Annotated in this window: 20 protein-coding genes; 9 read left to right on the forward strand and 11 right to left on the reverse strand. The window is 68.1% G+C overall.

Annotated elements, in window-relative coordinates; all coding sequences use genetic code 11:
* Window positions 1–28 precede the first annotated feature (28 nt).
* The gene (locus tag DMH01_RS27510; RefSeq protein ID WP_125680099.1) at window positions 29–1,273 is read right to left on the reverse strand and encodes a primosomal protein; all 1,245 of its coding nucleotides are present in this window, start codon (window positions 1,271–1,273) and stop codon (window positions 29–31) included.
* A 152-nt stretch (window positions 1,274–1,425) separates the two neighbouring features.
* On the opposite strand from DMH01_RS27510, the gene DMH01_RS27515 reads away from it, so the two are divergent.
* The gene (locus tag DMH01_RS27515; RefSeq protein WP_125680100.1) at window positions 1,426–3,945 is read left to right on the forward strand and encodes an RNA helicase; all 2,520 of its coding nucleotides are present in this window, start codon (window positions 1,426–1,428) and stop codon (window positions 3,943–3,945) included.
* Here the strand turns inward: DMH01_RS27515 and DMH01_RS27520 are convergent.
* On the reverse strand, window positions 3,908–4,555 hold the full coding sequence (locus DMH01_RS27520) for a hypothetical protein (protein ID WP_125680101.1): 648 nt from the start codon (window positions 4,553–4,555) through the stop codon (window positions 3,908–3,910). The two genes, DMH01_RS27515 and DMH01_RS27520, sit on opposite strands and share 38 nt — an antisense overlap.
* A 54-nt stretch (window positions 4,556–4,609) precedes the next feature.
* Window positions 4,610–5,200: an NADPH-dependent F420 reductase gene (locus DMH01_RS27525; protein ID WP_125680102.1), complete on the reverse strand. Its 591-nt coding sequence runs from the start codon at window positions 5,198–5,200 to the stop codon at window positions 4,610–4,612.
* Between the two features lie 75 nt (window positions 5,201–5,275).
* On the opposite strand from DMH01_RS27525, the gene DMH01_RS27530 reads away from it, so the two are divergent.
* Window positions 5,276–5,620 (forward strand): helix-turn-helix domain-containing protein, encoded by a 345-nt coding sequence (locus tag DMH01_RS27530; protein ID WP_125680103.1) that lies wholly within the window; start codon window positions 5,276–5,278, stop codon window positions 5,618–5,620.
* Between the two features lie 79 nt (window positions 5,621–5,699).
* Here DMH01_RS27530 and DMH01_RS27535 read toward each other — a convergent pair whose 3' ends face one another.
* Window positions 5,700–6,680 carry a sugar-binding transcriptional regulator gene (locus tag DMH01_RS27535; protein WP_125680104.1) on the reverse strand — a complete coding sequence of 327 codons (981 nt, stop codon included), beginning with the start codon at window positions 6,678–6,680 and terminating at the stop codon, window positions 5,700–5,702.
* Between the two features lie 129 nt (window positions 6,681–6,809).
* Here DMH01_RS27535 and DMH01_RS27540 point away from each other — a divergent pair, with 129 nt between their 5' ends.
* The 4 genes from DMH01_RS27540 to DMH01_RS27555 are packed head-to-tail and all read left to right on the forward strand — an operon-like array spanning window position 6,810 to window position 10,894.
* Window positions 6,810–7,814, forward strand: a complete 1,005-nt coding sequence (locus DMH01_RS27540; RefSeq protein ID WP_125680105.1) for a zinc-dependent alcohol dehydrogenase family protein — start codon at window positions 6,810–6,812, stop codon at window positions 7,812–7,814.
* Window positions 7,807–9,147, forward strand: a complete 1,341-nt coding sequence (locus DMH01_RS27545; RefSeq protein WP_125680106.1) for a sugar ABC transporter substrate-binding protein — start codon at window positions 7,807–7,809, stop codon at window positions 9,145–9,147. Before DMH01_RS27540 ends, DMH01_RS27545 begins: the two co-directional genes overlap by 8 nt.
* A complete protein-coding gene (locus DMH01_RS27550) occupies window positions 9,147–10,082 on the forward strand; it encodes a carbohydrate ABC transporter permease (RefSeq protein WP_037332403.1) in 936 nt (311 codons plus the stop codon). The genes DMH01_RS27545 and DMH01_RS27550 overlap by 1 nt, the downstream gene beginning before the upstream one ends.
* Window positions 10,079–10,894, forward strand: a complete 816-nt coding sequence (locus DMH01_RS27555; RefSeq protein WP_125680107.1) for a carbohydrate ABC transporter permease — start codon at window positions 10,079–10,081, stop codon at window positions 10,892–10,894. Before DMH01_RS27550 ends, DMH01_RS27555 begins: the two co-directional genes overlap by 4 nt.
* Before the next feature lie 274 nt (window positions 10,895–11,168).
* Here DMH01_RS27555 and DMH01_RS27560 read toward each other — a convergent pair whose 3' ends face one another.
* Both DMH01_RS27560 and DMH01_RS27565 read right to left on the reverse strand, forming a co-directional pair.
* A complete protein-coding gene (locus DMH01_RS27560) occupies window positions 11,169–11,363 on the reverse strand; it encodes a ferredoxin (protein ID WP_125680108.1) in 195 nt (64 codons plus the stop codon).
* 8 nt (window positions 11,364–11,371) lie between these two features.
* Window positions 11,372–12,586 carry a cytochrome P450 gene (locus DMH01_RS27565; RefSeq protein ID WP_125680109.1) on the reverse strand — a complete coding sequence of 405 codons (1,215 nt, stop codon included), beginning with the start codon at window positions 12,584–12,586 and terminating at the stop codon, window positions 11,372–11,374.
* A gap of 215 nt (window positions 12,587–12,801) precedes the next feature.
* Between DMH01_RS27565 and DMH01_RS27570 the strand changes: the two genes are divergently transcribed.
* Complete coding sequence (locus DMH01_RS27570) at window positions 12,802–13,440, forward strand: TetR/AcrR family transcriptional regulator (protein ID WP_125680110.1); 639 nt, start codon at window positions 12,802–12,804, stop codon at window positions 13,438–13,440.
* A gap of 140 nt (window positions 13,441–13,580) precedes the next feature.
* Here the strand turns inward: DMH01_RS27570 and DMH01_RS27575 are convergent, their stop codons facing one another.
* The 5 genes from DMH01_RS27575 to DMH01_RS27595 are packed head-to-tail and all read right to left on the reverse strand — an operon-like array spanning window position 13,581 to window position 18,666.
* On the reverse strand, window positions 13,581–14,447 hold the full coding sequence (locus DMH01_RS27575; protein WP_125680111.1) for an aldehyde dehydrogenase family protein: 867 nt from the start codon (window positions 14,445–14,447) through the stop codon (window positions 13,581–13,583).
* Entirely contained in the window at window positions 14,440–15,873 is a 1,434-nt protein-coding gene (locus DMH01_RS27580) for an aldehyde dehydrogenase family protein (protein WP_125680112.1), read from the reverse strand. Before DMH01_RS27580 ends, DMH01_RS27575 begins: the two co-directional genes overlap by 8 nt.
* Window positions 15,874–15,876: 3 nt before the next feature.
* On the reverse strand, window positions 15,877–16,851 hold the full coding sequence (gene deoC, locus DMH01_RS27585) for a deoxyribose-phosphate aldolase (RefSeq protein ID WP_125680113.1): 975 nt from the start codon (window positions 16,849–16,851) through the stop codon (window positions 15,877–15,879).
* A gap of 19 nt (window positions 16,852–16,870) precedes the next feature.
* Window positions 16,871–18,034 (reverse strand): serine hydrolase, encoded by a 1,164-nt coding sequence (locus DMH01_RS27590; protein ID WP_125680114.1) that lies wholly within the window; start codon window positions 18,032–18,034, stop codon window positions 16,871–16,873.
* 23 nt (window positions 18,035–18,057) lie between these two features.
* Window positions 18,058–18,666 carry a DUF1707 domain-containing protein gene (locus DMH01_RS27595; protein ID WP_125680416.1) on the reverse strand — a complete coding sequence of 203 codons (609 nt, stop codon included), beginning with the start codon at window positions 18,664–18,666 and terminating at the stop codon, window positions 18,058–18,060.
* Window positions 18,667–18,771: 105 nt separating this feature from the next.
* Here DMH01_RS27595 and DMH01_RS27600 point away from each other — a divergent pair, with 105 nt between their 5' ends.
* The gene (locus tag DMH01_RS27600; RefSeq protein WP_125680115.1) at window positions 18,772–19,215 is read left to right on the forward strand and encodes a protein-tyrosine phosphatase family protein; all 444 of its coding nucleotides are present in this window, start codon (window positions 18,772–18,774) and stop codon (window positions 19,213–19,215) included.
* 18 nt (window positions 19,216–19,233) lie between these two features.
* Window positions 19,234–19,857 (forward strand): uracil phosphoribosyltransferase, encoded by a 624-nt coding sequence (gene upp, locus DMH01_RS27605; RefSeq protein WP_125680116.1) that lies wholly within the window; start codon window positions 19,234–19,236, stop codon window positions 19,855–19,857.
* The last annotated feature ends 44 nt before the right edge of the window (window positions 19,858–19,901 follow it).

Raw genomic sequence — 19,901 nt, forward strand, 5'->3', positions numbered from 1 at the left:
GAACGACGCCCCTTCGGCGCGCTTTTCGTCAGCGCGCGACAGCTAACCTGTTCTCGAAGGTCTCGACGAGCTTGCGCCACTCCGACTGCTCGGCGTCGAACGGAGCGCTCGGCTCGAGGCGCGAGGGGTCCGGCCGCAGCACGAACGACACCAGCCAGCCGAGGCTTTCGTTGGCGGCCAGCGCGGTTTCGACGCTGTCGTCGTCGGCCCACTCGGCGGCGTCGGTGATCAGCTCGACGGCCAGCTCCAGCTGGGTCGGGTCGATCGACTCCGGGCCTTCGGCGATGTCCTCGGCGATCCCGTTGAGCACGTAGGTGTTCTCGGTGTCGACCTCGATCTCGAGCTCGCCCGCGGTGGCCTTCGTGGTCACTTCGTCCCAAGTGGACACTTCGGCGAGGTCGTTGCCCGCCAGGTCCTTGCCGTCCGCGATCGCGCGGATGAGGGCCTTCTCGGAGGTGAAGACGTCGATCTCGCCTTCGCTGCCGAGGAAGATCGGCTTGTCGTCGAGGTAGCAGCGCAGCGTGTAGTACTCGGTGCCGGAGGTGATGATCTTGATCGGGTCGATGCCGACCTCGCCCCAGAAGCCGACGGGCTCGTCGTCGTCCTCGTCCTCGTCGTCGACGTCCACGAGGTCCTCGTCGACGGCGGCCGCTTCGGCTTCGGCGGACTCCGCGAGGAAGGTCGCGAGCTCCTCCGCGGTCTGCTCCAGGACCTTCTCGTCGACGTCGGGGACGGTCACCAGACCGTCGATCGCGTCGAGCACGGTGTCCCACTTCTCGGAGACCGCCTGCGACAGGTCCGCCCAGAGGCGCTCGCCGTCGCGACCGGAGAAGGGCAGCGTGCCCTGGTCCAGCAGCGAGAAGCTCTCGTGCGCGTCGAGGACTTCGTGGACCTCTTCGAGCTCGCACACGTCCGCGAGCGAACGCACGATGCCGATGATCTCGGCCAGCTCGCCCAGCGTCCACTGGTCCGGCTTCTCGGCGACCAGCTCGGGGACGCCCACCAGGTCGTAGGTGTGGTCGTCGTCCGGGATGAGCTCGGGCACGTTGAGCGCCGGGACGACCTCCCACGCGGGGTGGTCGAGCAGGTCGTGCTGCTCGGAGGTCCGTACGAAGGCGGCGAGATGCGCGGCGTCCGGGAAGGCGTACAGGTCTTCCTCGTCGCCGAGGAAGGCTTCCCACTCCTCGCCGTCTTCCCGCCAGCGCGGCGCCCAGAGGGTGACGACGTCACCCTGAGGCAGGCCGAGTTCGATCGGGATGATGTCCTGTGCCATTCCTAAGCCCTCTCGGATTACCGCCTGTGTGCGCGCGACCGGATGATGCTGCCCGATAGGTGCGCGGTACCGCGAAGCCTACGGGTTTCCGGCGAAGGGCGCGATCACCCCTGGGCAAGAAGCGACCAACGGATGGCACGATAGGTCCTCTGATGACACTTACAGACCTCCTGCCTGCGGATCCCGACCCCGACTCGCTGTTCGAAGCCTTCTCCACCTGGACGGCCGAGCGCGGGTTGGAGCTGTACCCCGCGCAGGAAGAGGCCATCATCGAGGTGGTCTCCGGAGCGAACCTGATCCTGTCGACGCCGACGGGGTCCGGGAAGAGCCTGGTCGCCGTCGGGGCGCACTTCACCGCGCTCGCGCACGGCCGCCGCAGCTACTACACGGCCCCGATCAAGGCGCTCGTCTCGGAGAAGTTCTTCCAGCTCATCGAGATCTTCGGCCCGGAGAACGTCGGGATGATGACCGGTGACTCGGCGGTGAACGCCGACGCGCCGATCATCTGCTGCACGGCGGAGATCCTGGCGAACATGGCGTTGCGGTTCGGTGCCGACGCGCCGGTCGGCCAGGTCGTCGCGGACGAGTTCCACTTCTACTCGGAGCCGGATCGCGGCTGGGCCTGGCAGGTGCCGCTGCTGGAGCTCCCGAACGCGCAGTTCGTGCTGATGTCGGCGACGCTGGGCGACGTCTCGTTCTTCGAAAAAGATCTCACCCGCCGGACCGGCCGTCCGACCGCGGTGGTCACCTCGGCGCAGCGGCCGGTGCCGCTCACCTTCCGCTACGCGCTGACGCCGTTGCACGAGACGATGTCCGAGCTGCTCCACGGCGGGCAGTCGCCGGTCTACGTCGTGCACTTCTCGCAGGCCGCGGCGATCGAGCGCGCGCAGACGCTGATGAGCATCAACGTCACCTCGAAGGCGGAGAAGGAGGCCATCGCCGAGATGCTCGGCGACTTCCGCTTCTCGGCCGGATTCGGGAAGACGCTGTCGAGGCTGGTCCGGCACGGGATCGGCGTGCACCACGCCGGCATGCTGCCGAAGTACCGGCGCCTGGTCGAGCAGCTCGCGCAGGCCGGGCTGCTGAAGGTGATCTGCGGGACCGACACGCTCGGCGTCGGCATCAACGTACCGATCCGCACAGTGGTCTTTTCCGCGCTGACGAAGTACGACGGTGTGCGGCAACGGCATCTGAAGGCGCGCGAGTTCCATCAGATCGCCGGCCGCGCGGGCCGTGCGGGCTACGACACCGACGGCTATGTCGTCGTGCAGGCGCCGGACCACGTCGTCGAAAACGCCAAGGCCTTGGAGAAGGCGGGCGACGATCCGAAGAAGAAAAAGAAGATCGTCCGCAAGAAGGCGCCCGAAGGGTTCGTCAACTGGACGGAGAGCACCTTCGACCGGCTGATCGCGGCCGAGCCGGAGCCGCTGACGTCGAGTTTCCAGGTCAGCCACTCGATGCTGCTGAACGTCGTCTCCCGGCCGGGCAACGCGTTCGACTCGATGCGGCATCTGCTGGAGGACAACCATTCCGACCGTCCCGCCCAGCGGAAACTGATCCTGCGCGCGATCGCGATCTATCGCGCGCTGCTCGCGGCGGGCGTCGTGGAACGGCTCGACGAGCCCGACGAGCAGGGCCGTATCGTGCGGCTCACCGTGGACCTGCAGTTCGACTTCGCGTTGAACCAGCCGCTTTCGCCGTTCGCGCTGGCGGCGATCGAGCTCCTCGACGTCGACTCGCCGTCCTATCCGCTCGACGTCGTGTCCATTGTGGAATCCACTGTGGACAATCCGCGTCCGGTGCTGTCACAGCAACAGTTCAAGGCGCGCGGCGAGGCCGTGCAGGCGATGAAGGCCGAGGGCATCGAGTACGACGAGCGGATGGAACTGCTCGAAAACGTCACGTACCCGAAGCCGCTGGAGGAACTGCTGGAGGCGGCGTATTCCCGCTACCGGCAAGGGCATCCGTGGGTCGAGGACTACGAGCTCAAGCCGAAATCCGTCGTGCGCGACATGTACGAGCGCGCGATGAACTTCGTGGAGTACATCGGTTTCTACCAGCTGGCCCGCTCGGAAGGGCTGGTGCTGCGGTACCTCACCGACACCTACGACTCACTGCGGCACACGGTTCCGGACGAGGCCAAGACCGAGGGGTTGCAGGACCTCATCGAATGGCTCGGCGAACTGGTGCGGCAGGTCGACTCCAGTCTCCTCGACGAGTGGGAAGCCTTGCGGCATCCCGAAGAGGAAGGCCCGGTTTCGACGCGGCCGCCGTCCGAGCCGCCCGCGGTCACGCGGAACGAGCGGGCGTTCCGCGTGCTCGTGCGCAACGAACTGTTCCGCCGGGTGGAGCTGGCGTCGCGGCGTGCCTACGGGACGCTCGGCGAACTGGACGCCGCTTCGGGCTGGGACGCGGACGCGTGGGAAGACGCCATCGAGGACTACTTCGACGAGCACGAAACGCTCGGCATCGGGCCGGACGCACGCGGGCCGAAGCTGCTGATCATCGAGCAGGAGAAGGAGATCTGGCGGGTGCGGCAGATCTTCGACGATCCGGCGGGCGACCACGACTGGGGCATCAGCGCGGAGGTCGACCTGGCGGCTTCGGACGAGGCGGGCTCGGCGGTCATCCGGATCACGGCGGTGGACCAGCTGGGACTTTCGGCCGGGTGACGAGCAGCAGCCGCCGGCGGCGGACCAGCTGAACGACCAGCACGATCAGCGACAACGCGGGCAGCGGATAGCCCAGCAGCAGGCCCACCGTGATGTCGGTGAGCGGCGCGAGGACCGCGGCGACGAACACCCACGTCGGCGCGGTCGGCAGTTTCGCGCCCGAGCGGACCTTGCCCCACGGCTTCGCCACCGAAAGCCACGCCTGGAACGCGAGCGCGCTCGCCATCAGGGCGGTCCCCGCGACCAGCGCCACCGGCGGCGGATCACTGCCCACGGAATCCCGCAAAGCACCGGACAGCAGGAAGATCCCGGCGTAGAGCTGGACGAGCGTGATCGCGAACTTCGCCAGCACCCACCAATGCCGGGCGAAGCCCCACGCCGTCGCGGCGGCGAGCATGAAACCGGTGAAGGCCGACGCGTTGGCCAGCGGCGCCAGCAGGAACGTGTCGATCTCGTGCGCCATCGATGTCGCGGCGACGCGGATCTCGCCGTCCTCGCTCGCGCGGCCGATCGCCAGGAGGGTGAACAGCGCCAGCGCCTGTCCCATCCAGCCCACCGAAGTGACGACGTGCAGCCACACGGTCAGCTGCCGCCAGGTCTTCGTCCCCATGCCGCACAGGCTCGCGTGACCGCCCGGTCCGGCACATCGGGGACGACCCTGAAATCACACCGGAAGGGGCGGGAAGCAGGCCTGGGCGTCGTGGCCGTCGAACCAGAGACCGACCATGAACGCCATCGTCGCCTCCATCAGCGCGGCCCGGTCGAGGCCGCCCGCGACCAGCGGAACGCACCCGATGTCGCGGACCAGTTCGCTCACTTCGCCGACCTTGTCGCCGCAGATCGGCACCGCCAGGGGACGGCCGCCGAACACCGGCGGCGTCATCCGCCAGACGTCCACGTGGCACAGGTTGAACGCCTTGACCACGTGCGCGTCCGATGCGGCGGCGGCGATCCGGGCCGCCTGGTCGGGAACCGTGAGCACGGCGCCGGGGCCGACCGCGTTGGTGCAGTCGATCAAGACCTTCCCGGCGAGATCCCCTGCGGCGGCAAGGACTTCCGTCACCGACGCGGCGGGGACGGCGAGCAGGATCACGTCACTGGCGCGGGCGGTCTCCTCCCAAGTCCCCACGCGCGGCGAGATCCTGGCGGCCTTGGCCCGGTCGCGGGCGGCGACCATCACCTCGTGCCCGGCCTCGGCCCACTGGCCGCCGAGCGCCTCCGCCATCCCGCCCGCGCCGAAGATTCCGATACGCATGTGCCGCTCCCTAAGATCGAGTTACCCCATGACCGTAGAAAGCCGTGCGGGTACCGATTGGTTACCGGAGGTCCGATGAACGACGTCTTCCTCGCCGATTGCCGTGCCCGGCTGGCCTTCGACCTGATGGCGAACACGTGGAACCCGGTCGTCCTGTGGGCTTTGCGCGAAGGGCCGCTGCGGCCGGCCGAACTGCGGCGACGGCTCGGCGGGATCAGCACGAAGGTGCTCACGGAGACGGTCCGGCGGCTGGAGTTCAACGGGCTGGTCAGCAGGCGCGACTGTGGCCGGACGGCGAAGGTCGAGTACTCGCTGACGGACCTCGGGACCACGTTGCTGGCGCCCATCGAAGCCTTCGGGGAGTGGGCGTTCAGGCACGGCGACGAGGTGATGGCAGCGCAGGACGAGGCGAGGAGCTGAAGGACGCTTTCACCGCATGCGATGAGACGAAAGCGCCCTTCACCGCACAAGACGCGGTGAAAGCGTCCTTCAGCAACAACTAGGGGAGCGGGCGGGCTTCGGCCAGCTTGAGCAGCGGGACGGCCGCGGCGGCGTCGGTGATCAGCGTCGAGACCATGCCGGAGCGCAAGACGGCGTCGATCGCTTCGGCCTTCGGTTCCGTGTAGCCCAGCGCGATCACTTCGGGAACGGCCAGCAGGTCCTCGGCGCTGATGGCCAGGACGTGGTGGGCCAGGCCGGTGGACATCGGGTTTCCGTCGGCGTCGAACAGGCGCGCGGAAACCTCGGCCTTGGCACCGCGTTTCGCTATGGCGCTCCGTTCGGCCTCGTCCAGGGCGTCGTAGACGGTCGACTCTTCGGGCTTCCACGCGCCGATGCTGACGACGGCCTTGGTCAGGTTCTTGAACTGCCCGAAGGTCTCCGCGATCCCGGGCTGCCTGCGCAGCGTTTCGGTGGTGCGGCGGTCGGGGAGGACGAGCGGGCCGAAGATCGGGTACGGCTCGCCGCCGGACACCGACGCGACGCGGCTGACCGTCTCCACCGACCGGTCCCGCATGTCCATCCCCGCCTGCACCCCGCACAGTTGCACGATCGGGCATTTCGGCAGCGACTCGATCGCGTCGGTCATCGCGTTCACCGAACGTGCCCACGACAGGCCGAGGACGTCGCCGGTAGTGACGATCTCGGTCAGGAGGCGGGCGGCGAGCGTGCCGATCTTGCGCCGCGCCACTTCGCGGGATTCCGGTTCCGGCGCTCGTTCGAGCACGAGGACCCGGTCGAGCCGGTACGCCGCGCGGATCTCCTCCGAGAGCACGAGGTCGACCGGCGCCGGCAGCCGGAACTCGACTCGGACGACGCCGCTTTCCCTGGCCGCGTCCAGCATCCGCGCGACCTTGAACCGGCTGATCCCGAACTCTTCGGCGATCTCGAGTTTCGAGGCGCCCTGTTCGTAGAACCGCCGGGCCACCGCGGCCAGGCGCAGCGACTCCACCAGGCCGAGACCCTGCTTCTTCGCGCTCATATGAGCACTATATCGCGAAATCAACCCGAAAGGTTGACGTAACACCAGGGAAAAGTTCACCATGCCTGGACATGCAGTCCGAAGCATAGGCCCGGCCCGCTCATTTGAGCGGAGAGAAGAGGAGCTGGCATGCGTGCCGCGATCGTGGACAAGCCCGGGGAGATCAGGGTCGGCGAGGTACCCGACCCGAAACCGGGGGATCGCCAGGTCGTCGTCAAGGTGGGTGCCTGCGGGATCTGCGGTACCGACCTCCACATCGCCGACGGGCACTTCCCGCCGACGCCCTATCCGATCGTCCCCGGCCACGAGTTCGCCGGCGAGATCGTCGAACTCGGCGCGGACGTGCCGGGCGGCTGGCAGGTCGGCGACCGGGTGGCCGTCGACCCGTCGCTGTTCTGCGGCTACTGCAAGCCTTGCCGGTCCGGCCGCGGCAACCTCTGCGAGAACTGGAACGCGACCGGCGACACCGTCGACGGCGCCTTCGCCGAGTACGTCGCCGTTCCCTCGGCGAACTGCTACCGCATGCCGGACACCATGACCTGGCAACAGGGCGCCCTCGTCGAGCCGGTCTCCTGCGCGGTCCACGGTGTGCGCCGGATCGGCGTCGAGGCGGGGGAGCGGTTCCTCGTCGTCGGCGCGGGCACGATGGGGCTGATCATGCAGCAGTTGCTGCAGCGCGCGGGCGCCCACGTCACGGTGGTCGACCGCAACACCTCACGGCTCGGCCGTGCCATGGACCTCGGCGCGGCCGCGGTCGCGGGTGACGTGAAAGACCTCGACGACGAGAAGTTCGACGCCGCTGCGGACTGCACCGGCGCCGCGCCCGCCATCGAAGCCGCTTTCGACTCGCTTCAGCGCGGAGGCCGCCTGCTGGTCTTCGGCGTCGCGCCCGCGGAAGCACGCGTCGCGCTTTCGCCCTTCCGGATCTACAACGACGAAATCACCGTCGTCGGCTCGATGGCCGTCATGAACAGCTTCGGCACCGCGCTCGACCTGGTCGCCGACGGCGCCGTCGACACCGCCGCGCTGCTCACCGACACCCTGCCGCTGGAGCAGTACCCCGACGCTCTCGCCCTCATGCGCAGCGGCGCCGGCCTGAAGGTGCAGGTCATACCGGGAGGCGAAGGTGCGTAAAGCAGCCGCTCTGCTCGGGGTTCTTCTGCTGACCCTCACCGGTTGCGCCGGAGCGGGCGCGCTCGGGACCGGTGACCGGACGCTCGTCGTCGCGATCGTCGCGAACCCGCAGATGAAGGACGCCATCGAGCTTTCCGGCGAGTTCGAGAAGGCGAATCCCGGCGTCAGCCTCAAATTCGTGTCCCTGCCCGAAAACCAGGCACGCGCGAAGATCACCGCGTCGACGGCCACCGAGGGCGGTGAGTTCGACGTCGTCATGATCAGCAACTACGAGGCGCCGCAGTGGGCCGCGAACGGCTGGCTCGAAGACCTCGGCCCGCATATCGCCGCGAACCCGTCCTACGACGCGGACGACTTCATCCCGAGTATCAAGGAGTCCTTGTCGCACAACGGATCGCTCTACGCGGTGCCGTTCTACGGCGAGTCGTCGTTCCTGGCCTACCGGAAGGATCTTTTCGAGCAGGCCGGGATCACCATGCCCGCCAAGCCGACCTGGACGCAGATCGCCGAGTACGCCGCGAAACTCGACGACAAGGCCAAGGGCATCGCCGGGATCTGCCTGCGCGGCAAGCCGGGCTGGGGCGAGAGCCTCGCGCCGTTCACCACGGTCGCCAACACCTTCGGCGCGCAGTGGTTCGACAAGGACTGGAACGCGAAGCTGACCAGCCCCGAGTTCAAGGCCGCCGCCGAGTTCTACGTGAACCTCGTGCGGAACCACGGCGAGGTCGGCGCGTCGAGCGCGGGCTTCTCCGAATGCGGCACGCGCTACACGCAGGGCCAGGCGGCGATGTGGTACGACGCGACGGTCATGGCGGGGACGAACGAGGACCCGTCGGCCAGCAAGGTCGTCGGGAAGTCCGGCTACGCCCCGGCGCCGGTGGAGAAGACGCAGTCGAGCGGGTGGCTCTACACGTGGGCGCTGGCGATCCCGAAGGTGGCGAAGGACAAAGAAGCGGCCTTCAAGTTCATGGCGTGGATGACCGACAAGGCGTACGTGCAGCGGGTCGCCCGGGAATTCGGCGACTGGAACCGTGTCCCGCCGGGCGTGCGGAAATCGACCTACGACATCCCGCAGTACCGTGAGGCCGCCAAGGCCTACGCGCAGCCGACGCTGGACGGGATCGCGGACGCCGACCAGCGCAAGGCGATGGCGAATCCGGTGCCCTACCCCGGGATCCAGTTCGTCGGCATCCCCGAGTTCCAGGATCTCGGCACCCGCGTGAGCCAGCAGCTTTCGGCGGCGATCGCCGGCCAGATCACCGTGGACGAAGCACTCCAACAGTCGCAGGAGTACGCGCAGACCGTCGGCAAGTCGTATCAGGAGGTGCAGTGATGGCCACGATCTCCGCTCCTGCCCGTCCGGAGCCGGCCCATGCGAAGAAGGCGGCTCCGAAGCGCGGCACCGATACGCCGTTCAAACGACGGCTGCCGCTGCTGCCCGCGCTGTTGTTCGTCGTCGCCGTGACGCAGTTGCCCTTCGTGCTGACGGTGTTCTACTCGTTCCAGTCGTGGAACCTGGTACGTCCCGGCTCGCGGCATTTCGTCGGGCTGCGGAACTACATCGACGTCTTCGCCGACTCGACGTTCCTTGGGGCGCTGCTGAACACCGTGGTGCTGACGGTCGTGTGCGTGTTCTTCTCGCTGTTGCTCGGCCTCGGGCTGGCGATCCTGCTGGACCGCAAGTTCCTCGGCCGCGGCGTGGTCCGCACCCTGCTGATCACGCCGTTCCTGATCCTGCCCGCGGCGGGCGCGCTGCTGTGGAAGACGACGATGTTCGATCCGACCTACGGGTTGCTGCACTTCGTGTTCGGCACCGACGTCGACTGGCTTTCGGAGTTCCCGCTGGCCGCCGTGATGGCCCAGGTCGTCTGGCAGTGGACGCCGTTCATGATGCTGCTGATCCTGGCCGGGCTCCAGAGCCAGCCGAAGGACGTGCTGGAAGCCGCGTCGGTCGACGGCGCCGGCCGCTGGCGGACGTTCACCGCGATCACGTTGCCGCATCTGAGCCGGTTCCTGCAGCTGGCGACGCTGCTGGGCGCGATCTACATCGTGAACAGCTTCGACGCGATCTTCCTGATGACGCAAGGAGGTCCGGGGACGGCCAGCACGAACCTGCCGTTCTACATCTACCAGCGGGCGTTCCAAGGTTTCGACATCGGGCAGTCGTCCGCGATGGGCGTGATCGTCGTGATCCTGACGATGATCGTCGCGACCTTCGCGCTGCGGCTGATGTTCCGCACGTTCTCGGTCCAGGGAGGCGCGAAATGAAAAGCCGCTTCGGCCCCGGCGCGCTGACGGTCGCGACCTGGGTGATCGCCATCCTGTTCGTGTTCCCGCTGCTGTGGATGATCCTCACGGCCTTCAAACAGGAGGCCGACGCCTACACCGATCCGCCGCGGCTGTTCTTCACCCCGACCCTCGACCAGTTCGCGGGCGTGCTCGAACGCGGCTTCCTGCCGTACCTGTCGAACTCGGCGTTCGTGACCGTCGTTTCGACGCTTTTCGTGCTGCTGCTGGGAATCCCGGCGGCGTACGCGCTTTCGCTGGCGCCGGTGAAGGGGACGAGCAACGCGCTCGGCTTCTTCCTGTCGACGAAGATGCTGCCGATCGTGGCGGCGATCATCCCGCTTTACGTGATCTCGCAGAACACCCAGCTGCTGGACAACGTGTGGGCGCTGATCATCCTGTACACCTCGATGAACCTGCCGCTGGCGATCTGGATGATGCGGTCGTTCTTCCTGGAGGTGCCGCACGAGATGATCGAAGCCGCCCGGATCGACGGCGCGACGCTGCCGGTGCTGCTCCGGAAGATCATCATGCCGGTGGTCGCGCCGGGGGTGGCCGCGACCGCGCTGATCTGCGTGATCTTCTCGTGGACCGAATTCTTCTACTCGGTCAACCTCACCGCCGCGCGGGCCGGAACGGTGCCGGTGTTCCTGGTCGGGTTCATCACCAGCGAGGGCTTGTACTGGGCGCAGCTGTCCGCCGCCGCGCTGCTCGCGTCGCTGCCGGTGATGATCGTCGGCTGGATCGCGCAGAACCACCTGGTGCGGGGGCTGTCGATGGGCGCGGTCAAGTAACAGCCTCGTGAGTGGTGAGGACGGTTAGAACCGTCCTCACCACTCACGACCACCCCGGCCCTCTCGGGTACCGGCACGCTGGTCGCTCGAAGTACATGAAGGCCCCCTTCCTTGCGCCTAGGTACAGGAAGGGGGCCATCATGTACTGAGGGGCCTTCACGCGCCCTCGTTGTGCCTGGTGGGGCTGCCGGTGAGTGTTCCGGTCCCGGCCCAGCCGTAGGTACCTGGAACACCCTTGGCCCTAGCCGTCCTCACCACTCACGAGCCCCACGTCTCACAGGACCGACAATGCCTGCCCAGGACAAATATGGACGGCGGTGCGGGCGTTCTCTTCCGCCTCTTCGCCTTCGGGCTCGGCGTTCAGGACGATGACCGTCCCGTCGTCCTCGCTCTGGTCGAACAGATCGGGATCGGTGAGTACGCACTGGCCCGCGCCCACACATTTCCCGGTGTCCGCGATGATCTTCATGGCTCCTCCTACCAGGTGACCGGAAGGGCGTGGAGGCCGTAGATCGTCGAATCGTGCTTGAACGGCAGTTCGTCGACCGGAACGGCGATCCGGAGGCCCGGCACTCGCCGGAACAACGTATCGAACACGATCTGGAGTTCCAACCTCGCCAAGTTCTGGCCGAGGCACTGGTGCACCCCGAACCCGAAGGCGACGTGATGCCGCGCGCCGCGTTCGATGTCGAAGGTGTCCGGGTTCTCGAAGCCGTCCGGGTCGTGGTTGCCCGCGTTGCTCAGGCCGACGACGCCTTCCCCCGCGCGGATGAGCGTTCCGCCGATCTCGACGTCCGCCGTGGCGAGGCGTGAGGTCGCCGTTTCCGCGATCGTGAAGACCCGCAGGAGTTCCTCGATGGCGGCGAGGGTCTTGCCGGGGTCCGCCTTGATCTTCGCCAGCTGGTCGGGATTCTCCAGCAGGGTCACCGTGCCGAGCGAGATCATGTTCGCTGTGGTCTCGTGTCCGGCGATGAGCAGCAGGAACGCCAGGCTGACGAGTTCGGCGTGGTCGGCCTCGCCCGTTTCCCGCTGCTTCAGGATCTGGCGGCCGAGGAGGTCGTCCTCGGTGGCGTCCGCTTCCTTTTTGGTGACGAGTTCGTCGAGATAGTTCCGGAGGCTCTCGAACGCCGTCTGCCGTTCTTCGGGGCTGACCTCCCGGCTGAGCATCTTGGAACTGCACGCCTGGAAGAAATCGTGGTCCGAATAGGGGACGCCGAGCAGTTCGCAGATCACCAGTGACGGAACCGGCAGGGAAAGCGCCTGGACGAGATCGGCGGGCCGGGGGCCCGCGAGCAGGGCGTCGATATGGTCGTCGACGATCTGCTGGATCCGCGGCTGCAACGCCTTCATGCGTTTGACCGTGAATTCCCCGACGACGTCACGCCGGGCCTGGCTGTGCTCCGGCGGGTCCATCCCGATGAGGGACGGCCGGAACGCATCGTCCTCCTGGCGGACCGGGCGCGCCACCAGCAGCGGGAACGCCGGATTCCGCCGGTCGGAACTGAAATGCGGGCTGCTCAGCATTTCGCGGATGTCTTCGAGCCGGGTGAGTGCCCAAGCCGTTTGCCCGGACGGGAGACCGACCCGGGAAACCGGACTTTTCTCGCGAAGCGTCTCGTATTCGGGCGGTGGCGAAAACGGGCATTTCCGGGCCAGCGGCAAAGTCGCGGTGGTTTCCTCGACGTCGGTCATCGGGTTGTCCTTCCCCAGATGTCGGGTGGGTTCGGCGATAGCGGACAGGGGACCCCAAAACGTATGCGGATGGTTTCATTCCGCTTATGCCACCAAGGTACTCAAGTGGAGACGGGTCGTCCACTCGCGAAGGGGTGGTTTCCCGGGAAGCGTGAAGGGCACGTCCTCACGTGCGAGAATCACGGCCCTGAAGGACCCTTCGAGAGGCGAGGATCATGACTGCCGACCCCGAGACCCGCTTGCGCGCCGACGCGCGCCGGAACCGGGATCAGATCCTGGCCGCCGCGAGAACCATCTTCGCCGCCCAAGGCGCCGAGGTCCCGATGGAGGAGATCGCGCGCGCGGCCGGCGTCGGCGTCGGCACCCTGTACCGGCGGTTCCCGGACCGCGACGCGCTGATCCGGGCGGTCGCCGTCGACAACTTCGACCGGGTCCTGAGGGACGCGAAGGCCGCGAGGGATCAGGAGGCCTCGGACTGGGAGGCGCTGATCCGGCTGCTGCACCAGTCGATGGAATTGCAGCTGAGCATCCAGCTCGCGATGGTGTCGCCCCGCGCGCTGGCGATCCTGAAGAGTGATCCCGCGATCAAGGCCCTGCGAGATGAGTTACTGCTGGTGATGGACGCTTTCGTCCGAGGCGCGCAGGCGGAGGGCAGGCTCCGGACGGACGTCGCCACCGGTGACGTCGCGATCCTGTTCGCGACGTTGCTGCGGCAGATGCCGGGCAAGGGCGAGGAGGTCGCGCGGATGGCGACGAGGCGGTGCATCGGGATCATGATCGACGGCCTGCGGGCCGTCGGCACGAACGAGCCGCTGCCGGGACGCGCGCTGACCGGGGCCGATCTGGATCCGTGAGGTCTGGGGGAGTGGCTGAAGGGGACTTTCCCCGCATGTCACGCGGGGAAAGCTCCCTTCGCTGCGTGAGACGCGGGGAAAGTCCCCTTCAGCCCTCGACCCGGGCGCGGTCAGGTGTCCAACTGCGCAATGGACAAGGGTCAGACACCCAGCGGATGCCAGACGGTCTTCGCCTCCAGGTACCGCCGCAGCCGCGAGATGTCGGCGTCCGCGGTCCAGTCCGGCTCGGTGTCCGGAACGGTCAGGACCCGCTTCACGGTCCCCGCGGCCTCCCGCGCCAGGTCCGCCCGCGCGGACGGCTCGGCGCCGGTCGGGTCGAGGGCGTTGACGTCTCCGTGCGACGCGAGCCACGAGCCCAGCTCAGACGCGCGGCCGGTCAGGATGTTCGCGACCCCGCCGGGCAGGTCGGACGTCGCCAGGACCTCCGACAGGGTGATCGCGGGCAGCGGCCGGTCCGCGCTGGAGACGACCACCGCGGTCGAGCCGGTCGCCAGCACCGGGGCCAGCACGCTCACCAGACCCAGCAACGACGACTGCTGCGGCGCCAGCACTCCGACGACACCGGTCGGTTCCGGCACGGTGAAGGAGAAGTACGGGCCCGCGACCGGATTGGCCGCGCCGAGCACTGTCGCGATCTTGTCCGTCCAGCCCGCGTACCAGACCCAGCGGTCGATCGAAGCGTCCACAAGGGACTGTGCCTTCTTCGCCGCGACGCCTTCGGACGCCGAAACCTCCGCGACGAACTGTTCGCGGCGGCCTTCCAGCATCTCCGCCACCCGGTACAGCACCTGGCCGCGGTTGTACGCGGTCGCCGCCGACCAACCGCCGAAAGCCTTGCGGGCGGCGGAAACCGCGTCGCGAACGTCCTTGCGGGACGCGTGCGAGGCGTTCGCCAGGAACTTGCCCTTGCTGTCGGTGACCGGGTACACGCGGCCGGATTCCGAGCGCGGGAACTTGCCGCCGATGTAGAGCTTGTAGGTCTTCGCCACCGAAATACGGTCAGACATCGAGGTAGGCCTCCAGTCCGGTGCGTCCGCCTTCGCGGCCGAAACCCGACTCCTGGTAGCCGCCGAACGGCGCGGCGGGATCGAAGCGGTTGAACGTGTTGGCCCAGACGACGCCGGCGCGGAGCTGGTTCGCCATCCAGAGAATGCGCGAACCCTTCTCGGTCCAGATCCCGGCGGAGAGTCCGTACGGCGTGTTGTTCGCCTTGGTGACGGCCTCGTCCGGCGTGCGGAAGGTCAGCACCGAAAGCACCGGCCCGAAGATCTCCTCGCGGGCGATGCGCATCGACTGCTGGACATCGGAGAACACGGTGGGGGCGAAGAAGAAACCGCGTTCCGGCACCGGGCACGGGCTGGTCCAGCGCTGCGCGCCCTCGGCGTCGCCGGATTCCACCAGGCCCTTGATCTTCGCGAGCTGCTCGGCGGAGTTGATCGCGCCGATGTCGGTGTTCTTGTCCAGCGGGTCGCCCAGCCGCAGCGTCGAGACGCGGTACCGCAGCTTCTCGAGCAGCTCTTCGGCGATGGACTCCTGCACCAGCAGGCGCGAGCCCGCGCAGCACACGTGGCCCTGGTTGAAGAAGATCCCGTTGACGATCCCCTCGACGGCCTGGTCCAGCGGAGCGTCGTCGAAGACGACGTTCGCCGCCTTGCCGCCCAGCTCCAGCGTCAGCTTCTTCGCGGTGCCCGCGATCTGACGCTGGATGGCCTTGCCGACCTCGGTCGATCCGGTGAAGGCGACCTTGTTCACGTCGCCGTGGCCCACGAGCGCGGCGCCGATGTCCCCGGCGCCGGGCAGGATGTTCACCACGCCGGGCGGGAGTTCGGCCTGCTGGCAGATCTCCGCGAACACGAGCGCGGTCAGCGGCGTGGTCTCCGCGGGCTTGAGCACCACGGTGTTGCCGGTGGCCAGCGCGGGCGCGATCTTCCACGCCAGCATCAGCAGCGGGAAGTTCCACGGGATGACCTGGCCCGCGACACCGAGCGGCTTCGGGTTCGGGCCGTAGCCCGCGTAGTCGAGCTTGTCGGCCCAGCCGGCGTGGTAGAAGAAATGCGCGGCGGCCGTCGGCACGTCGGAATCGCGTGATTCCTTGATCGGCTTGCCGTTGTCGAGGCTTTCCAGCACGGCCAGTTCCCGCGACCGCTCCTGGATCAGGCGCGCGATGCGGAACAGGTACTTGGCGCGTTCGGAGCCCGGCATCTTGGACCAGACAGTGTTGTACGCCTTGCGCGCGGCCTTCACCGCACTGTCCACATCGGACACTGACGCCGTGCCGACCTCGGCGAGCACCTCTTCGGTGGCGGGGTTGATCGTCTTGAGCGGCTCACCCGAGCCGTCGACGAATTCGCCGTTCACGAACGGCCGGTAATGCGGTTTGAGGTTCGCGAGGTCGCGCGATTCGGGCGCGGGCGCGTACTCGAAGATGCCCATGGATCAGTCCACCGTCACGTAGTCGGGACCGCTGTAGTGGCCGTCGGCCTGGGTGCGGCGCTGCAGCAGGAGGTCGTTGAGCAGGCTGGACGCCCCGAACCGGAACAGATCGGGGGTCAGCCACTGCTCGCCGGCGACCTCGTGCACCGCGACCAGGTACTTGATCGCGTCCTTGGTCGTCCGGATGCCCCCGGCCGGTTTGACGCCGCGCAGTTCACCGGTCTGGACGAACCAGTCGCGGACGGCCTGCAGCATCACGTGGGTGACCGGCAGCGTCGCGGCGGGCGAGACCTTGCCGGTGGAGGTCTTGATGAAGTCGCCGCCCGCCAGCAGCGCGAGCCAGGACGCGCGGCGGACGTTGTCGTAGGTGGCGAGCTCGCCGGTTTCGAGGATGACCTTGAGATGAGCGCTGCCGCAGGCGGCCTTGATGGCCTGGATCTCCTCGAAGACCTCCAGGTAACGGCCTTCCAGGAACGCGCCGCGGTCGATCACCATGTCGATCTCGGCGGCGCCCGCGTCGACGGCGATCTTGGTGTCGGCCAGCTTGATCTCGCGGCTCGTGCGGCCCGCCGGGAAGCCGGTGGCGACACTCGCGACGTGGATGCCGGTGCCGAGAAGCGCCTCGACAGCCGTCTCGACCATGTCCGGGTACACGCACACGGCCGCGACCCGCGGGGTGTCCGGGCGTTCCGGATCCGGCCGCATGGCCTTCGCGGCGAGCGCGCGGACCTTGCCCCGGGTGTCGGCGCCTTCGAGGGTCGTCAGGTCGACCATCGAAATGGCGGTGTCGATCGCCCAGAGCTTGGCGGCCTTCTTGATACTGCGCGTGCCGAGTCCCGCCGCCCGCTGCTCGACGCCGACCTGGTCGACACCAGGCAGCCCGTGCAGGAACCGGCGCAGGCTCGCCTCGTCGCGAGTCGCGTCCGCCAGCGGCGACGGGGTGGCCGTCTCCGCTGACGAGCTGGTCGTAGCTGTCATACGGGTGAGTGTAAGCGGCCTACAGGCTGGGCACCGGGGCCTGGGCGACCGCCCTGGTCGAAGGCACCACGGGGGCGCAGAACTCGGAGATCATCGGCAGCTGACGTTTGAGCGCGGCGTCCGGTGACGCGGTGAGGTCCACGGTGGCCAGCGTCGAGATGTCCTTGCCGGACTCGTCGTGGAAGCTGAGGGTGGCGAAGCCGGGCAGGTCGCCGCCGTGCCCCCAGATCGAGATGTCCTCGGCGCAGGCGCCCGCCGCCTTGAGGTTCAGCTTCATCAGGCCGAGGCCGTACTCCGTGCCGCCGCCCAACGGGACCGTGGTTTTCATCTGCTTCAGCAGGTCCGCGGGCAGCAGACGGCCGCCGAGCAGCGCCTCGAAGAAACGGTTGAGGTCCTTGCCCGAAGACACCATGCCGCCCGCGCCGAAGTAGCGCGAGTAGTTGTAGGTGGTGACGTCGGTGAGGCCGCGCGGCGCGTCGTACAGCTGCTCGTAGCCGCGGGCGGCCTGGCGGAGCAGGAACGGGAAGTCGCGGGGGAGCGAGGTGTCGCGCAGGTGCAGCGGCCCGGTGATCCGCTCGGCGAGCGCGCGTTCCAGCGGCTTGCGCGTGGTCTTCTCGACCAGCAGGCCGAGGACGTTGTAGCCGGTGTTCGAGTATGCCCAGCTCGTGCCGGGCTTGAACTGCAGCGGCTGCTTCGTGACGCTCAACCGGATCTGATCGTCGCTGTCGAAGTGCACGAAGCGTTCGGTGTCGACCTCCGGGCCGGATGCCCAGGTGTCCTCGGGGGCCAGGTCGCGCGGGAGGCCGCTGGTGTGCTGCAACAGCTGGCGGACGGTGATCGGCTCCGGATACGGCAGCAGCCCCGGAAGGTAACGCTGGACGGGCTCGTCCAGCCCGACGCGCTTTTCCGCCACCAGCTGCAGGACCAGCGTCGCGACGAACACCTTCGACACACTCGCGATCCGCCAGCGGCCCGACGCGTCGGGCTTGCCCGGCCGGTCGATGTTCGCGACGCCGCTCACACCGCGGAAATCGTCGGAAACGGCGACCATGCCGGGGATGCCCGCGGCGACCGCCACGTCCATCGCGGCCTGGCGCGGATCGGTCTTCTCGGCGGCCACAGCCGGGAAGGCGGTGACGGAAAGCAGTGCGGCACAAGCGATCGCGACGAAACTTCGGCGCATCTGAAAGTCCCCCCAGGTTATGGTCAGCCTTCGATTCCCGGCACGTCCTTCTTGCGTGGCTTCCGGATGACGGTGACTCCGCCCCAGAATGCCAGGCCGGTGATCTTCACCGTCGGCGCCGTCGGCGGTGCCGGGGGAGTCCCGGCGCGATCCTCCAGTTCGAAAGCGCCCATGAAGCCGATTCCGGTGACGTCCACGTTGATGTCGTCGGGTACGACGATGTCGATCCCGCCCATGATCGCGACCGCGGTGATCGTCGAGTGCTTCTCGGCGAACCGCGCGTGCCGCAGGTCGAGATCGGTGCCGCCCCAGAACGCGAAACTGTTGTGCTGCGGCGGGACCACCCAGCTGCCCTTGCGCGACGCACCCGACATGACGGCGATCGAGGCGCCGGAGCCCGGATGCCCGCCGATGCGGTCGTCGGGCAGGCCGAGCGCGCGCGAGGTCGCCGGCTGGATCGCCGTGCTCGACCGCGGCAGATCCGCGGTGACCGGTTTGAGGTCCCCGAAGGTCTTTGCCGCGTACACGATGGTGAGCCGCTCTTCCAGCTCGTTGATGGTGATGCGTCCTTCGGACATCGCCGCGTGCAGCACCTGCGCGACCTGCTCGCGGTCGGCGTCGGAGATGCGCATCTGTTCGGGGCCCGGCAGGGCCGGCTCTTCACTCACCCGGAGGAGCCTAGCGCCGAGGAGAGGGCCAAGCGTCCATCTTCCGGTCGACAGTGGCATCCTCCCGTGATGGGGAACTCACTACCCGGCGCCGTCGAGCTGCCGGACGGGGTCAAGGTGCGCGGACGGGGCCTGGGTCGTCCCTGGCCGGACGGGCCTTCGCCGGATTTCGGACTGTATCTGGGCGGCACGAAACTGCGCCGGAAGCACGATCACAAAATGGACTGGGAGCGGGCGTGGATCCGCTGGCCCGATTTCCTCCTGCCGACGGACTGGGCGGACGCGCGGCGCCGGATCGTCGACCTGCACACCCGGGCGGCGGCGGGCGAAGGCGTCGAGGTCGCCTGTTACGGCGGAGTGGGGCGGACCGGCACGGTGCTGTCCTGCCTCGCCACCCTTTCCGGGCTGAGCGCCGACGAGGCGGTGGCGTGGGCGCGGGCCAACCACGACAAGCGTTCCGTGGAGACACCCTGGCAGCGCCGCTGGGTCGGCTGGTTCGCGCGGCAGGCGTGACGGGCTAAATTGACCGGCATGGATGTGCACGTCGTTGATCACCCGCTGGCCAAGGCCAGGCTCTCCACCATGCGCGACGCGCGCACCGACAGCGCCGCCTTCCGCGCGGCGCTGCACGAACTGACCGTCATGCTGGTCTACGAAGCCACGCGCGACATGCCCGTGCGGATCGAGCGGATCCACACCCCGGTCGCGCGCACCGACGGCTACGCGCTGGCGAGCCCGCCGCTGCTCGTGCCGGTGCTGCGCGCGGGGCTCGGGATGGCGGACCAGGCGCACAAGCTGATCCCGGACGCCCAAATGGGTTTCGTCGGCCTCGCGCGCGACGAGGAGACGCTCAAGCCGACGCCGTATCTCGAGTCGCTGCCCGAATCGCTCGCCGACCGGCCGGTGATGGTGCTCGACCCGATGCTCGCGACCGGCGGGTCGATGGAGTACACGATCCGGTTGCTCACCGACCGCAGCGCCACCGACGTCACCGCGATCTGCGCGCTGGCGGCTCCCGAGGGCATCGAGCACCTGAAGAAGACCGGGCTGCCGCTGCGAGTGGTGACCGCGAGCATCGACGAGCGGCTGAACGACTCCGGGTTCATCGTGCCGGGTCTCGGGGACGCCGGAGACCGGCAGTACGGGGCCGTCTGATCCCTTTCGCAACATCTCCGCCGTTGCCGGTCACTGACAGATGT

Source organism: Amycolatopsis sp. WAC 04182 (genome assembly GCF_003947465.1).
Taxonomy (GTDB): domain Bacteria; phylum Actinomycetota; class Actinomycetes; order Mycobacteriales; family Pseudonocardiaceae; genus Amycolatopsis.

Coding starts and splice junctions, on each gene's coding strand:
- DMH01_RS27510 (WP_125680099.1), bottom strand. CDS start 1,273: ATGGCACAGGACATCATCCCGATCGAACTCGGCCTGCCTCAGGGTGAC.
- DMH01_RS27515 (WP_125680100.1), top strand. CDS start 1,426: ATGACACTTACAGACCTCCTGCCTGCGGATCCCGACCCCGACTCGCTG.
- DMH01_RS27520 (WP_125680101.1), bottom strand. CDS start 4,555: ATGGGGACGAAGACCTGGCGGCAGCTGACCGTGTGGCTGCACGTCGTC.
- DMH01_RS27525 (WP_125680102.1), bottom strand. CDS start 5,200: ATGCGTATCGGAATCTTCGGCGCGGGCGGGATGGCGGAGGCGCTCGGC.
- DMH01_RS27530 (WP_125680103.1), top strand. CDS start 5,276: ATGAACGACGTCTTCCTCGCCGATTGCCGTGCCCGGCTGGCCTTCGAC.
- DMH01_RS27535 (WP_125680104.1), bottom strand. CDS start 6,680: ATGAGCGCGAAGAAGCAGGGTCTCGGCCTGGTGGAGTCGCTGCGCCTG.
- DMH01_RS27540 (WP_125680105.1), top strand. CDS start 6,810: ATGCGTGCCGCGATCGTGGACAAGCCCGGGGAGATCAGGGTCGGCGAG.
- DMH01_RS27550 (WP_037332403.1), top strand. CDS start 9,147: ATGGCCACGATCTCCGCTCCTGCCCGTCCGGAGCCGGCCCATGCGAAG.
- DMH01_RS27555 (WP_125680107.1), top strand. CDS start 10,079: ATGAAAAGCCGCTTCGGCCCCGGCGCGCTGACGGTCGCGACCTGGGTG.
- DMH01_RS27560 (WP_125680108.1), bottom strand. CDS start 11,363: ATGAAGATCATCGCGGACACCGGGAAATGTGTGGGCGCGGGCCAGTGC.
- DMH01_RS27565 (WP_125680109.1), bottom strand. CDS start 12,586: ATGACCGACGTCGAGGAAACCACCGCGACTTTGCCGCTGGCCCGGAAA.
- DMH01_RS27570 (WP_125680110.1), top strand. CDS start 12,802: ATGACTGCCGACCCCGAGACCCGCTTGCGCGCCGACGCGCGCCGGAAC.
- DMH01_RS27575 (WP_125680111.1), bottom strand. CDS start 14,447: ATGTCTGACCGTATTTCGGTGGCGAAGACCTACAAGCTCTACATCGGC.
- DMH01_RS27580 (WP_125680112.1), bottom strand. CDS start 15,873: ATGGGCATCTTCGAGTACGCGCCCGCGCCCGAATCGCGCGACCTCGCG.
- deoC (WP_125680113.1), bottom strand. CDS start 16,851: ATGACAGCTACGACCAGCTCGTCAGCGGAGACGGCCACCCCGTCGCCG.
- DMH01_RS27590 (WP_125680114.1), bottom strand. CDS start 18,034: ATGCGCCGAAGTTTCGTCGCGATCGCTTGTGCCGCACTGCTTTCCGTC.
- DMH01_RS27595 (WP_125680416.1), bottom strand. CDS start 18,666: ATGCGCATCTCCGACGCCGACCGCGAGCAGGTCGCGCAGGTGCTGCAC.
- DMH01_RS27600 (WP_125680115.1), top strand. CDS start 18,772: ATGGGGAACTCACTACCCGGCGCCGTCGAGCTGCCGGACGGGGTCAAG.
- upp (WP_125680116.1), top strand. CDS start 19,234: ATGGATGTGCACGTCGTTGATCACCCGCTGGCCAAGGCCAGGCTCTCC.